8 protein-coding genes and 3 pseudogenes are annotated in these 13,511 nt (G+C 40.2%); 1 reads left to right on the top strand and 10 read right to left on the bottom strand.

What is annotated here, in order from left to right:
* Positions 1–531: 531 nt before the first annotated feature.
* On the top strand, positions 532–1,191 hold the full coding sequence (locus E2I05_RS06480; protein WP_121852327.1) for a fumarylacetoacetate hydrolase family protein: 660 nt from the start codon (positions 532–534) through the stop codon (positions 1,189–1,191).
* A 423-nt stretch (positions 1,192–1,614) separates the two neighbouring features.
* On the opposite strand, the gene E2I05_RS06475 is transcribed toward E2I05_RS06480, so the two are convergent.
* The 10 genes and pseudogenes from E2I05_RS06475 to E2I05_RS06430 all read right to left on the bottom strand — a co-directional run bounded on the left by E2I05_RS06475 (position 1,615) and on the right by E2I05_RS06430 (position 13,383).
* Positions 1,615–1,995 (bottom strand): group II intron maturase-specific domain-containing protein, encoded by a 381-nt coding sequence (locus tag E2I05_RS06475; RefSeq protein WP_170179605.1) that lies wholly within the window; start codon positions 1,993–1,995, stop codon positions 1,615–1,617.
* Positions 1,996–2,070: 75 nt separating this feature from the next.
* Complete coding sequence (locus E2I05_RS06470) at positions 2,071–2,895, bottom strand: reverse transcriptase domain-containing protein (protein ID WP_133309520.1); 825 nt, start codon at positions 2,893–2,895, stop codon at positions 2,071–2,073.
* A gap of 899 nt (positions 2,896–3,794) precedes the next feature.
* Positions 3,795–4,409, bottom strand: a complete 615-nt coding sequence (locus tag E2I05_RS06465) for a hypothetical protein (protein ID WP_121855309.1) — start codon at positions 4,407–4,409, stop codon at positions 3,795–3,797.
* 485 nt (positions 4,410–4,894) lie between these two features.
* Complete coding sequence (locus E2I05_RS06460) at positions 4,895–6,364, bottom strand: ISKra4 family transposase (RefSeq protein ID WP_133309519.1); 1,470 nt, start codon at positions 6,362–6,364, stop codon at positions 4,895–4,897.
* A gap of 322 nt (positions 6,365–6,686) precedes the next feature.
* Positions 6,687–9,758, bottom strand: a complete 3,072-nt coding sequence (locus E2I05_RS06455) for a hypothetical protein (RefSeq protein WP_121853914.1) — start codon at positions 9,756–9,758, stop codon at positions 6,687–6,689.
* A 448-nt stretch (positions 9,759–10,206) separates the two neighbouring features.
* Positions 10,207–10,374 (bottom strand): annotated as a pseudogene (locus E2I05_RS22470) (IS110 family transposase); the annotation flags it as partial.
* 253 nt (positions 10,375–10,627) lie between these two features.
* Positions 10,628–11,044, bottom strand: a pseudogene (locus E2I05_RS06450) (ISAzo13-like element transposase-related protein); the annotation flags it as partial.
* Between the two features lie 165 nt (positions 11,045–11,209).
* Positions 11,210–11,679 (bottom strand): annotated as a pseudogene (locus E2I05_RS22965) (ISAzo13-like element transposase-related protein).
* A gap of 79 nt (positions 11,680–11,758) precedes the next feature.
* Positions 11,759–11,992: a hypothetical protein gene (locus tag E2I05_RS06435; protein ID WP_133309517.1), complete on the bottom strand. Its 234-nt coding sequence runs from the start codon at positions 11,990–11,992 to the stop codon at positions 11,759–11,761.
* Between the two features lie 628 nt (positions 11,993–12,620).
* Positions 12,621–13,383, bottom strand: a protein-coding gene (locus E2I05_RS06430; protein ID WP_376707911.1) for an IS1 family transposase whose coding sequence is annotated in 2 segments (ribosomal slippage) — positions 12,621–13,116 and positions 13,115–13,383 — 765 coding nt in all. Because the reading frame shifts where the segments join, the coding sequence is not laid out codon by codon here.
* Positions 13,384–13,511 lie beyond the last annotated feature (128 nt).

Genomic DNA, 13,511 nt, shown 5'->3' with positions numbered 1-13,511 from the left:
CTTGCATAAAATAACCAATTTATCGCTGCAAAAAATCACGAAAGATCAACAGACCCTAATACCAATTACATTAATTAACTGCTCGCTCAGCAAGAGTTAAACCTAAAAACATCAGTTGAACGCTGAGTATATGAGTAACTGTTTGAGCAATAAGATGATTTTATTATCATGGTTTTCACCCAATGAGTGAAATGCTCTACGCTCACAAGCTTGCTAAAATGGCTGCTATCTGCGTTGTAACTTTTGCAAGTAGAATAACTACTTGCTGCAAGCTACGCCTTAATATCAGCCATTTTTTCTACGCTTGAGAACGCAGTCAACTGATGTTTCTAGGTTAAAAGGTTTCAGTACAAAGCTCAAGTTTGCGGTACCATATCCCTTAACGGCCGCCATACAAAGCTGGCGTTCAACGCACCTCGTGCTTTTGTCGGGATAATTCAAAAACTTGCAACACAGTATGAAAACTTTTAGCCTTGCCTTTATGAAGCGCGTACGTGTCCAAATTATAAATACAAAAAAAGGGAGTTATTAATGCGTTATCAACATACCGACACCAACGGAAACCAGCTAAACCTTCCTCTCGGAAAAATAGTATGTGTTGGCAGAAATTATGTTGCACATGCTAAGGAGCTCAATAATGCTGTTCCAGATGAGCCACTATTGTTTTTAAAGCCTGCGACCGCTTTTTCACCTTTTGAGTTCGACATTAACTCCTCAGAAGCTTCTTATCCACTTCACTATGAATTAGAAATTGCGGTATTAATCAAAAACACGCTTAAAAACGCAACTTCAGAAGAGGCTGAGGCCGCTATCTGTGGTATTGGGCTGGCCTTAGATTTGACCTATCGAGATCTTCAAAAAGCTCTCAAAGACAAAGGCTACCCTTGGGAGAAGGCCAAGGCATTTGATGCTAGCTGCCCCACGAGTCAATTTTATACAGGCGATATTAAAGCTTTTAATGAGTTAGAAATAACACTGGAAATTAACAGTCAGCTTCGCCAGCATGGCAAAACGACAGATATGATTGTAGATATCATTTCATTAGTACAATACTCCAGTTGCCATTTTACCTTGCTTCCAGGTGACATTGTACTTACAGGCACACCAGCTGGCGTCGGAGTATTATCCAAAGGGGATACATTAACTGGCAAGCTTGACGATTATTTTATGGTAACAACATCTGTTAAGTAATACCAATTACAGTAATTAACTTCCCACTCAGCAAGAGCTAAAGGATTTCAGTACAAGGCGCAAGTTTGAAGTACTATATACCCTAACGGCCGCCATACAAAACTGGCGTTCAACGCACTTAGTGCTTTTGTCGGGATAATTCAAAAACTTGTAACCTAGTAATGGAATCCTTTAGCCTTGCCCTTCGGGAGCTTGTATGTCTCCAAATTACTACGCAAAACTGTCTCAACGTAGCAATGTAATAACGACAGTTTTGTATGTCGGTAATAACTATGTCTTCATCAATTTCACTTGTACTTTGAAGTAGAGTAGGCTACTGGCTTCGCTATCGCTTATCCAGCAGCCCCTCTTCGATTCCGTGCATGAGGTTTTCCCTCACACGGCTCTGTTGTTACACTTCTCTCAGCTCCTTCACTTTGCTTATCATCTTGTCGTGGGTAAATACTCAAGACCAGCTTGGCGTAATTTTTCGTAAGCACCTCGTGATAGATACTTGCTTCGACGTTGACTTAAGCGACGATGCCATCGATAGAATCGGTTTACTACAAATCCATTTATTCTGAAAAATACACCTCTGGGATAACCTATCCCACCAAAATAGTGTTTCCATCCCCTCAGAACTTGATTAACCTTATTTATCAGTACGCCAAGTGTATTTGAGGTTCGGTGTTTCACTATGTCTCTGATTTTATTTTTCAGCTTTGTTTGGCTCTTCTTAGACGCCTGTATCTTGATGTAACTGGTGCCTTTGATGAGGCCTGTGATCCGTTGAAAGTTAAAACCGAGGAAATCAAACTCATTCATCAGCTTTCCCATATCCACACAGTGGGTTTTACTTTGATTTAGCTTCAGACCTTCATCACTTAATTGCTGTGTTATTCAGTCCAGTTGCTCTTGTGTGTAGGTTTGCTTATGAAGTACAACAAAATCATCTGCATAGGTAACGATTTTACACGGTGTTTTTTCGTGTATTTTCAAACAGAAATCGTTGAGATAGATGTTAGCCAGTAGTGGAGAGATAACTCCGCCTTGCGGAGTGCCACATCGGCTTGCTTCTATTCGCCATTTCCCGTTGACCGTCTCTATGCTGATGGGCGCTTTGATAAAGCTTTTCAGTAAACTCAGAAAGCTGCTGTCGCTTATTCGCCTTTCTACTTTTGCCATCAACTTAGCGTGCGGGATGGTATCGAAATAGGCACTCAAGTCAGCATCGAGTACGTGCTGGTAGCCTTGTTTTAGGCTCATTTCAATGACTTTTACCGCTTGCTGGGCGCTTCGACATGGACGGTAGCCATAACTGTGTTCATGTAAATGAGGTTCGTAGACGGGTTGCATCACTATTGTCATCGCCATTTGCACAATTCTGTCACTGATTATCGGGATCCCAAGTTTCCGCGTTTTGCCGTTGTCTTTGAGTATTTCTACTCGTTTGACTGGGCTAGGTCGATAGTTTTTCTGTTGTAATTGAGTTTGAATTTCTTTTAACAGCGCAACGACTTTCTTTTGCTGCTCTAGATAACTGAATGTGATGCCATCAATTCCTGCTCCGCCTTTATTGGCTTTGCATCGTCGATAGGCTTCTTCGAGTATATCTAGGCGACTGAGTTTATCGTACAAGCTGTAAAATCGTAGCTCCGAGTTAAGCTTTGAGCGTAAGTAAAGTTTTCGCTGTAATATTCTGATATTTACTGGAGTGTTAGCCATATGGCAATTTCACCTCAAAAGTTACGTTAAAAACGGGTGTAACACTGAGCCCCTTCCCTGATGTGAAGTTATGTTGTCTTCACGGTTAACGGTACTATGGGCTCATCCGACTGCCTGAGCGTCCTATCTGAAATTTCGGTTTACCTTATATTCGGATAGTGGAAGTCACTACCTTCCAACACTCAGGCTCTCCCACGTTCACTTTATTTCCTTCAATACATGCCACTTCATATTACGCCGGAAGATCAAACAGATGCATTTACCAGTTGCTTCTCTGTTTGTGTCAGGGTTCGTCAACTAGGAAAGACTCCCCATCTTCATTTTTTGATTTACGACGCTTAACTGAATTCGCTTGATGCTGCGGCCTACATTGCATCTCAACCTTTATTCAAGGCCTTTGTCACAGGGCTTCATGTCATAGCGGTTACCCATTATGCATGCCCGTCAGATTTCGGGATGAACTGGTAATTATCCCGTCAGGTACGTTTCAACCTGATGGACTTATTATAAATAATAACGTTGCTGTCTCTGGTTTATGGCCATGTAATCGCTTGGCTGCGTATACGTTGAGACAAATCCCGCAACAGAATAAAGCGCTTCGTGGCGCTCCCTAGAAACATCAGTTGACTGCGTTCTCAAGCGTAGAAAAAATGGCTGATAGTAAGGCGTAGCTTGCAGCAAGCAGTTATTCTACTTGCAAAAGTTACAACGCAGATAGCAGCCATTTTAGCAAGCTTGTGAGCGTAGAGCACTTCACTCATTGAGTGAAAGCCATGATGATAAAGTCATCTTATTGACTCAAACAGTTACTCATATACTTAGCGTTCAACTGATGTTTTTAGGATAATGCGCTGAAGACAAGAAACTCAATTTGATCAACGCTTGATCGAGACACTAAATTACGAGGGTGAAGGGGCAACTGATTTTTTAGGTTCATGATAAAGCAGGTTAACGCCATCCAATCCCAAAGATATCGTTGCGACTGGGCGCGGGTGTTCCGGAATGTCGTACGTCCAATGTTCTTCCTTGGCCTGAGCGATACTACCTATCACATCAGATATGTCACGCAGAGTCGCTCTGCTACTATATCTACCATGATTTTGTTTAAGATCTTCTTCAACTTGAGGCGCGGCCATTTGAGCATATTTCCAGCTTATCATACGAGCAAATGCTGGAGTCGAATTGACAATAATCCTAGCATTTTGATCTAACGGACTAAATGTAGAGCCGCCTTGTGAACTTTGGTAAACGAAGCGAGATATTTTCACAGCTCCCCATGGTGTTTCGTAGACTTTAGGCTCTTTTTTACGCTTACTGGTCATTTTCATTGAGCCCATGAAAATAGGTGTACCATCACTGTCTAAAAATTCGAGCAGTTTACTCTCGGCCAACATTCCGACTAAATTAAGTTCTGTTTGCAAGGTATCTTCAAATTCGAGCATTGAGTGTTTATGCTTAACGGTAAGTAGAATTTGAGTTTCTTGGTTGGATGAGGAGATTATTTGTGCAGACATAGCATTACTACAAGGCAAGCAAATACTTTCTGAATGTTATCTCATTTAATTCTAACATTCATGACATTAATTAGACTGAACACCCAGCTGAATAGTGGCTCGAGCAAATTATGCGACTCAAGAAGCCAGCTTAGTGACAGTCTTCGTAACTTAGATTTCGCTTGTAAATTATAGGGCCTATTTAAGGCTCTGATCAGTGATGCTATTTCGAGTATCTCATCATTATCAGCAAAAGAAAGTGAGAACATATTGGAAAAGATCAATGAACCCACTTTCCGAACCTGAATATAGTTAAGAAAACAATAAATTACTGAATTGGCCATACCAGTAGTATCGCACACTGTTAAAAATGGTGAAGTCAACTTGTTGAATTTAAATTATAAAGCAAATAAATCGTAACTTATTGATTTTAATTTTTATCCTTTAACCTTTTGATGTATCAGTGTTTAAAATGCAATGGGTGTGGGTCTTTTAAAACGACGAAGTTATCCACATCTGTATAACCTCTGTTTGGATTGCTTTTTGTGATACTCCCAATACTTTTCAATATCACCACTCGATCTTAACGACCTAAGTTTTAATATAGCTTCTGCACCTTCAAGGCTCCATCTCGCTCCAGTGATATCCAACCTATCATTAATCAGATGACGACAAGCTCCCTCAATGACACCGCTAGCAATTGGGAAACCTTGCTTTAACGCTTTACCGTATTCTAATCTTGATTTATTTTTCAATAGATAACCGATGCACTTATTAATGCCTTCTCGTTGTTTTAATTTCCGTTTTGTTGCACTGATCCCAAGGCATTTTGCTACTTGTGACGCATTACCTCGTAAGATTTCAGTCGCTCGCTTTTCTATCCAATCTTCGACTTCTGGATCATCTTTTTCAAATAAGCACCACGCCGCTTTCCAGAGATATTCAAGCACATGGATGAAATCCATGACCACCGTTGCATTGATGTTGAGTTTCTTCATCACCCGATAAATTTGTTTTAGCTGATGAGGATGACCATCAACGAGTACAACCCACTGACGGCTTTGAGTTGGGTCTCGTTCCAGAGCTTCTAAAAATGCTTCTTCAATCACAGTCGCAGCGCTTCTTTCTACGCTTGACCACACACGTTTATTTCTTGGTGGCACACGTAATGGACGAACATTTGAATTATCATTTCTAGACATGATTGATTCTGGGGTACGATGCAAAGGCTTGGTGGTGTATACCGCTGCAACTTCTGCCATTCGTTTGCGGTCTTTTTTTTCTCCAGCACTTAGGCGTCCTTTGAGCTTCTGTTGTTTCACTGCTTTTTGCGTGCCCTCTCTCAAGCTATTAGGTTGCATAACGATGCCTTTTCCATCCATAGTCAATACCAGTAAATCAGATGTGTTTTCTGGCTTAAGGTATCTCTGCTGGAGATAAAAACCATCAAAATCTTGTGCAATATCCTGCACAATTTGCCTTGCTTGTCGCTTGGGCACGTGCGCATCTGTGGTGGTATCTATTGAGCTTACTGCATCATCATATGAGCCTTGGACTGCTTCTGTAGCGAGTCTTAGGCGTACACCATCAGAGTATTTGTCTTTCGAAAGATTCAGCTCACCATCCATTGGAAACACGTTATCACACCGACGTTGACTGTAACCTTTTCGATGCATCGTTACGGTACCAAATAAACTTTCTAAATTTCGTTTGCAGTTATTTTTCAAATGATTCAATGCAATGTCACGGTTGGAACAAACTTGCTGACGGGGCTCTTCAGCGGTTTTGATATCTAAGAAACCCTGCAATAAACACCGCAACAACTCAGTTCCTTCGGTATCGATATAGGCTTCAACTTCTCCATGGCTCTCTTTCTTAACTTGTTTGTCTTCGAGGTGCGAAATAATACGTTCAAATTGCAATTTGGCTTCAGAAAAGAATGAAAATTCGAGTGAGTTTGAGTATGCTAGTTTCATGAAAGGAGCCTTTTTATAGACTTGTTGTGTTTGCAAAACTGATAAGTACTATAAAATTGCTCCTTTTGCACCATTTATTAAACCCATCCAATTGATAATGAATGATCTTTTCATGCTTTTCGTCGATCAAAAAGATCTACACCCAATTAGTATTATAATCTCGCATAGGTACTACCTTCTAGCTTTTGGTCGAGCTAAGAAGATATCGATACCGTCGTAAAGGTGGAACCTATGCGAGTCTCCCCCCAGCAGAGTTGACACGTTATAGGAGATTTTTTATTTCTACTAAATAACAGTGATAAAAATCAGGGAGCGTTGTACATTATCTTGCGCAATTATTCTGTTGATTCGCCTCCCCAGAGCCATCGGAATAATAATAGCAATGAGGGTTCAATGTCGCACGACTACAGCGAACTTTACCTCCGTCACAGGAAGGGAGAGTGCGCGTTTTTCCCGCAACGATTTTGAAATAAATTTTTCTACCATGTAAATTTTGGATTGTTTTTGACTGCGGGTTTGAAAATCGACCACTGGAAGCCAGCGCATAACAATCGCTCCCTCCTGAACATGCAGAATCCTGTCCATCAACGTTTTGATGATATTGTGTGTATTGAACATACATGACATATCCGCCGCGATTATCGACTTGTATTCGATCTGTCCGAGCCTCACGAATAGAAACTGGCACGGTTCGTACGACAAAATTGTCGCCAGAAACGGTTAATGTATAGTGCCCAACTAAAGCCAAAGCGTCTGATAATGATAAGTGAATCTCACATATCCCTCTAGGTTTGAGGGTCACATGATTGCATTGGTTGGATTGTTCAGTACTTTGAATCTGAGAAGAAAGTCGGGCAGTCAACCCCATGAGAGGATAACCCGCATTGTTAACAATTGAGAGCGTAACTTGATTATTGATCGCACTCATCGAAAAACCATGATTACCCACCAACGTCTCAGATTTGAGAATACCGATAATAGATAGTGCAGAAAAACGTATAGGAAACTCAGTTTGATGCCGTCCACCGTCGTACTGAACCGTTAGCAATGTTTCTCGTGGGAGTTCATTGTCCTGACCTATTTGATAAGTGATGTCACAGCTTTCACCGATTAATAATCGGCTCACCTCAAAACATTCCCCTCCAATAACATTGTTGCGCCTTAATTCTTCATGTTGCAGTTGTAAATGCAGATCAGAAATAATCGCATTGGTCGCATTCGTTAATGTCCACCTCCCCTGAGCATTCAAAGGTATAAGGTTGGCGGCTTGCACTGCCAACTGAGTATTCGAATCGGTCAACCTAAGTTCACCACTTATATCGACATTACCTATCACCAGCGTAAAGCCAACATCCGTTAAAATATGACCTAATGCATTTAAACGATAACGCCCATCAATACGAGTGTCTATAGGCAAATCGTAATGCAAAGTACAATGATCAGTTAAAGCCGACAAGCGTTGTGAGGTGAAACAGTTACCACTAAAAAAAGGTCGAATGTACTCGGGGAGGCTTGCCAAATCTAGATGAAAATCATTCACATCAGATCCCCCAACATTACTAAAGTTGATGTCTCCGACATTACCTGGAACCAGCATTATCTGAGATAAATCGGTGTCCATACCTAGACGTCTGGCCACAATATTCGCACCTCTTGCAATAGAGATATCCACAAGATGAGCCGAAGTGTCTTCGGTGCTTTGCACTGACATTTTGAACCGACCATTGATCGGCGAGGCTGGGATATTGTAACGAACAGTACAACTCTCTCCATCCCCTAAAGCCGTATCACAAGCTGTCACATCAAAGTAAGCCCCTATTCTGGTATCATTAAAAGTGATCATCGGCGTCGTCAATAGCCCAGTCCCTAGCGCCGCATTATACGCTTCTATCGTTCCCGACTCACCAGCTTGAAAGTCGATCGAGTCGATGACAGAGTTTCGCTGCCTAAACACCAAATGAGGAACATTAACCCTCAATAAATTAAAGTCAAAGAATACTGAGTACGGTATGGGAGTCTGTGCATTAAATGAGCCGTTCACATCAAAACTGAATCGGCTACGTCCAGTTAAAGGACTTGATAGACTTAATACTCGAAAATCGTAGCGTAGAATACAGCTGCTGTTCACAGTGTCTTTAGCCGTAAAATTCGTTTTATTTAAGCAAGAATCTGCCGATGTTGCATCAAAAGCTGGCATCACTTCTTCAGGAAGATCGTTCACCCTTGTCACCTCATTGCTCTCAATAGAACTGTAATTCACATTACTGAAGCGAATCAGGCCATGGCTTTCAGAATTAACGGAAATACTTCCCCTTATTCTTCTTTCTCTTTGTATTCGGCCTTGGCTATTCAGTTCTTCAACGACACTCACTTTGGACAAGTAACGAAACACATCACGGCACGTAAAATAGTTGTGATAACCTAAACACTCACCCATTTTATTATCATCTCCAAATAAAGAAAAAAAGTTGTATGTTCGACTATTAGGACGACTGGGCCGAGTCGTTAATACCGTTTTAACCCAAACATTCCTTGATGACGGTGCCGTATAAGCATCTTCTGAAAACACAGATATGGGAAAAAACGTATTTGATGAATGCTCGTTGAAATAGGTAAATTTCTGCTCAGTATTGTGTGTCACCCAAAACTCATTGAATCCTCCCGCTAACGAAAATGAGCTGACTGGAAATGCGGGAGAGCCAACACCAAAACTCCCGCCTTCTGGACTTATAATACTGCCATCATCATTGAGCCAAGCGATATAAGCATATCGTGAATCCGACGCTTGCATTGTTGAGCTTTGACGTCCTATGCCTACCAGCCTATCCCCACCATAAGGGATGTTAAACGAAGGAAGATTCAGATTAGGAAATAATTCACAATCAGAAAACACAGCCGTACCAACACTAAACTGACACTTGCCGATTTGACCAAAGTGATTGGCCCTATCGATTGCAGTATAAATTAAACCATTTGAAGGGCTTTTTTTCATATCAATCACATTCGCAGCAATATTATTTGGAAACACCAGATTTGTTCTGTCGATATTCAGAACCCCCATTGCGATGCGACCATCATTTTGAGTGGGAATGTTATAGATAAGATTGGTATTTTTTTTAGAAATATAGAGTTGACCGGTTCCATTTTCAGCTGAAACTGAAATCAATCTAAACGGATGCATAAAGTCGTCGAAAGTTCGCATTCGGCATTCTTGCAGCAACGAATCGACCACACGACATTCCATTAAACTCGAATTTCCAGTATTCGAAATATAGACAACATCATCTTTTGTTCGCACAACATCACTGGGCTCTGAAAGCCTTGGAATGGCTTGAGCAAAACAAGAATAAAACAGAAGAAATAAGCTAAAGGCACCGATAATATATGTCGACATAGTTACGCCCTCTTTTACATACTGGTATTTAAATTTGTTTTTATCTTGTCTGTTATGTCAAATCCATTGAAGTGTGAATGTAAAGGAATACTATGGTCTGCTTTCAATTATACGATTGAATTGCATAACTATTTTTGGTTCAAGTAAAACAGAGGTTAGGATATGTCGTTATTCAACCGAAATATTTGAAATGCAGATCTTCGAGTAATAACAAAAATCTTTAATTACCCTACTTTAATTACCCTACATAGAAGAACAGCAAACTGATGTCTTGCATTGAAAACCTCTTGCTCTTGTTAACGATCCGTTATTTCATGGCATTGGTATTAGAAATAGCCTAATTAGAATAATAACTAAAAATCATTCAAATCAAGATGAAAAAAAGATAAAAGAGACTGAACAGGTATAAACAGTAATCTAATTAAATATAAATCCATACTTTGTACCAGGCTAACCAATGAGCATCATTACAAGCCTCCATAGCAATAATGGTTGATTCTTGTAGTGACAGAAATTGTAGTAAGAAAGATCTACTGTGCTGTTTACGAATGACTTCTCGTCCAGTTTGATCATGAGCAATAAGATGGAAAGTATTTCTTCCTAAATCTATGCCAATTGCATTAGGGTCTGTTGATCTTTCATGATTGTTTTTACAACGATAACTTGGTTATTTTATGCAAGGCAGAGTTTGTGATGTTTGGTTATTATCGACATACAAAACTGTCGTTACTTCGTTTCCAAATAAGAAAACAATAACGCAGCAGAAATGACCAATTTACGCTGTCTTCGATGCTTTTAAGCATTCACTGTTCTGTGTTGTGACCAGCTCACTTAGGAAGTGAGCCCAAAATAACTTCCCGATTTCCAGTTCAAACAGGAACTACTGTGTAATTCCATTTAGGTAGCGCCTTATCAAATAAGATGGTCATATTTTCCTTGAATGATAATGCGTATTTTCGTCCTTTCTCATAAATTTTGTCCATAACTTTCACTTTTACATTTAATCCTTTGGTGGTCTCTGCCTTCTCCATATAGTGCTTTGCAACTTCAACAGCCTCGAAAGGAACACCTTTACAAGCTCTTGTAACATGAGGAAAGACAAGGTGCTCAATTGGATTGTACTTCGAGCAATAAGCTGGATAATGAGCAACTCTGATCTTCATTTTTAAACGATTAGACAACGATTGCAGATCTTCTTTAAATAAGTACGAGTTGGCACTATTACTTCCACCACAATCACACAAAATCAGTATTTCGTCTTGCTCACCATAAGGGACGTGGCGGAAGAATGTATACCAATTTTATCGTCACTCCTGCGATCGCAGGAGTCCAGAGTCTTTGGTTAATTTGGTCACAAGTCGCTGGATACCTGCGTTCGCAGGTATGACAAATTAAGCGTTGAAATTTAAAGTGGTATTATTTGAACTGCGACATCCCTAAGCTTGTTTTCCTTATTCATTCCACCACAGTTCAATACTGTCACAGGCTAACTCTGATGTATCGCTGCTTGTATTCAGGTGTAGACAGGCTTCATTATTTTTTAGGTCGTAGATGCCGTGAGGTATGAGTTTACCATGACCAATACTCGGAAAATCATGATCATTAACGGTTGTCGGCTCAGCGGCATCTGTGACTCCATCACGAAAGTAATTACCTAATTGTTCTTTCTTTTTTGTATCGATACTCAGGACGGGTTTCCCTTATCAAGATAGTCTTGTTTCAGTTGAGCCAGTTTTTCAAACTGGGCGTTACGATCGACATGTTGTTTCATCGTTTTGGTTTTCTGAGCCTTACGACGGTGAAAACCCTGCTGACGCAATAATCTTGAAACGAGGTTTTTACTGGCGGGTATTCCGTTGGCGTATAGCTTGCAAGATATTTGTCTACGTGACACGTTTGTCCACCTTAAATCTTGGCGCATAGGATCACCAGCGGTATGGTTTTTTAGAATTGCCTGCAAATTATCATCTAAATTGGGAAAAGTTTGTGTCAGCTTTTTTCTACCTCCCCTTTTTTCTTTGCCCTTTATTGCTCAGTTCTACTTCATCTTCTAACTCATGAATCCCACGACTTATAGTTCTGGGGTCACATTTCAATACCTTGGAAATGTACTCTATACCTCCATGCCCAAGTTTTAAGGCTTCAATGGCAGCAAATCGTCTACGATCTCGTTGATTAAATGATTTGTAAAATCGTAACATTTGTTTCTTTACGGTAGAAGAGTAGGTGTTCATGATATTTCAGAGAAAGCTGGGGGAGAAGGCTTATATTGAACCACCTTACGAGATTAAGTAAACACGAAAGTTATTTTGGGACAGTTCCTTAGCTTAGGGACGTGGCGGAAGAATGTATACCAATTTTATCGTCACTCCTGCGAACGCAGGAGTCCAGAGTCTTTGGTTAATTTGGGCACAAGTCGCTGGATACCTGCGTTCGCAGGTATGACAAATTAAGCGTTGAAATTTAAATTGGTATTATTTGAACTGCGACATCCCTTAGATGGCTAAGCATCACTGCTCACGCCTTGAACCTAAAAACATCAGTTGAACGCTGAGTATACGAGTAACTGTTTGAGCAATACGATGATTTTATTATCATGTTTTTCACCCAATGAGTGAAATGCTCTACGCTCACAAGCTTGCTAAAATGACTGCTACCTGCGTTGTAACTTTTGCAAGTAGAATAACTACTTGCTGCAAGCTACGCCTTACTATCAGCCATTTTTTCTACGCTTGAGAACGCGGTCAACTGATGTTTCTAGGTTGAACAGATAAATGCTCAAATAGCACAAAATTTAATCCTGAAAGATCAACAGACCCTAATGTCTGACATGGTATCTTCAAAAATTGGTAGCGGGTCAATTTAGCGAGTAGCATGAATATCTATGCCAAACTCAACCCTATTGAGCAACAACCCAATTACAATATCGTGCATACTTTCTAACTTTGAAAAACAAATTGTTTTCCGTGCTAATCTTTTATTCCAAGTCCTGAAATTGAGATTCTTTCTTTCAATTTTCTGAGTGTTAGTTTTACCTATTTCATGTTTTTCAGGTGGCAGATTACGCTGATATGCACCCCAGTCATCGGTATAATATTTCTTTATGCCTAGTGGCTCGAGCAATGTCTGTAACTCTTTGAAAGCCTTGTCTGTTCTTTTCCCCAAGACGTAAGCAATGACTGTATTTGAACTATGGTCTATGGCATGCCACATCCATCTCTGGTTGCTTTTCTTTCCGACAAATGACCATTGTTCATCTATCTCAGCTTCATAGCACACTAACTCTATGTCTATTTCAATATTTGAGTTGTTATCTCTTTGAGTGTAATTAGGATTTACGTGAACAATGCTCTTTTCTTTTTTTTATTGCCTTTATCACTGTATTCTTGTGTATATTTAACACTCTACCTGTATCCCTTATTCCGCTACCATTAAGTACCATGTCAATGGCTGTTTCTTTTACCCCATCTTCCCAAGCACGCTTAACATAATGAAGTAGAAATGTTTTTTTCGGGCACTCAGTGTTGGTGCATAAATATCTTTGCTGCCCCTTTGGGCTTTTACCTGCTTTTGATATTGAAGTACTTTGACAGTGAGGGCATTGAACATCTACAGAGTGACGCATGATATTCTCAAAAATAAATGAAACTAGAGTGCAGCCATGATAGATCAATTCACTGCTTCAGCCCACTACCCTGTAATTGGTATTAACTTGGATGTCGGGTAGAACGTACCATTTTATTAGCAACCTAG

Origin of the sequence: Parashewanella spongiae (assembly GCF_004358345.1) — a bacterium.
Taxonomy (GTDB): Bacteria; Pseudomonadota; Gammaproteobacteria; order Enterobacterales; family Shewanellaceae; genus Parashewanella; species Parashewanella spongiae.
This window is presented reverse-complemented; position numbering and strand designations above follow the sequence as displayed.

What these genes read in the sequence shown, in the direction of transcription:
- E2I05_RS06475 (WP_170179605.1), bottom strand. Translation starts at nt 1,995, where the DNA reads ATGAATGAGTTTGATTTCCTCGGTTTTAACTTTCAACGGATCACAGGC.
- E2I05_RS06480 (WP_121852327.1), top strand. Translation starts at nt 532, where the DNA reads ATGCGTTATCAACATACCGACACCAACGGAAACCAGCTAAACCTTCCT.
- E2I05_RS06455 (WP_121853914.1), bottom strand. Translation starts at nt 9,758, where the DNA reads ATGTCGACATATATTATCGGTGCCTTTAGCTTATTTCTTCTGTTTTAT.
- E2I05_RS06470 (WP_133309520.1), bottom strand. Translation starts at nt 2,895, where the DNA reads ATGGCTAACACTCCAGTAAATATCAGAATATTACAGCGAAAACTTTAC.
- E2I05_RS06435 (WP_133309517.1), bottom strand. Translation starts at nt 11,992, where the DNA reads ATGAACACCTACTCTTCTACCGTAAAGAAACAAATGTTACGATTTTAC.
- E2I05_RS06465 (WP_121855309.1), bottom strand. Translation starts at nt 4,409, where the DNA reads ATGTCTGCACAAATAATCTCCTCATCCAACCAAGAAACTCAAATTCTA.
- E2I05_RS06460 (WP_133309519.1), bottom strand. Translation starts at nt 6,364, where the DNA reads ATGAAACTAGCATACTCAAACTCACTCGAATTTTCATTCTTTTCTGAA.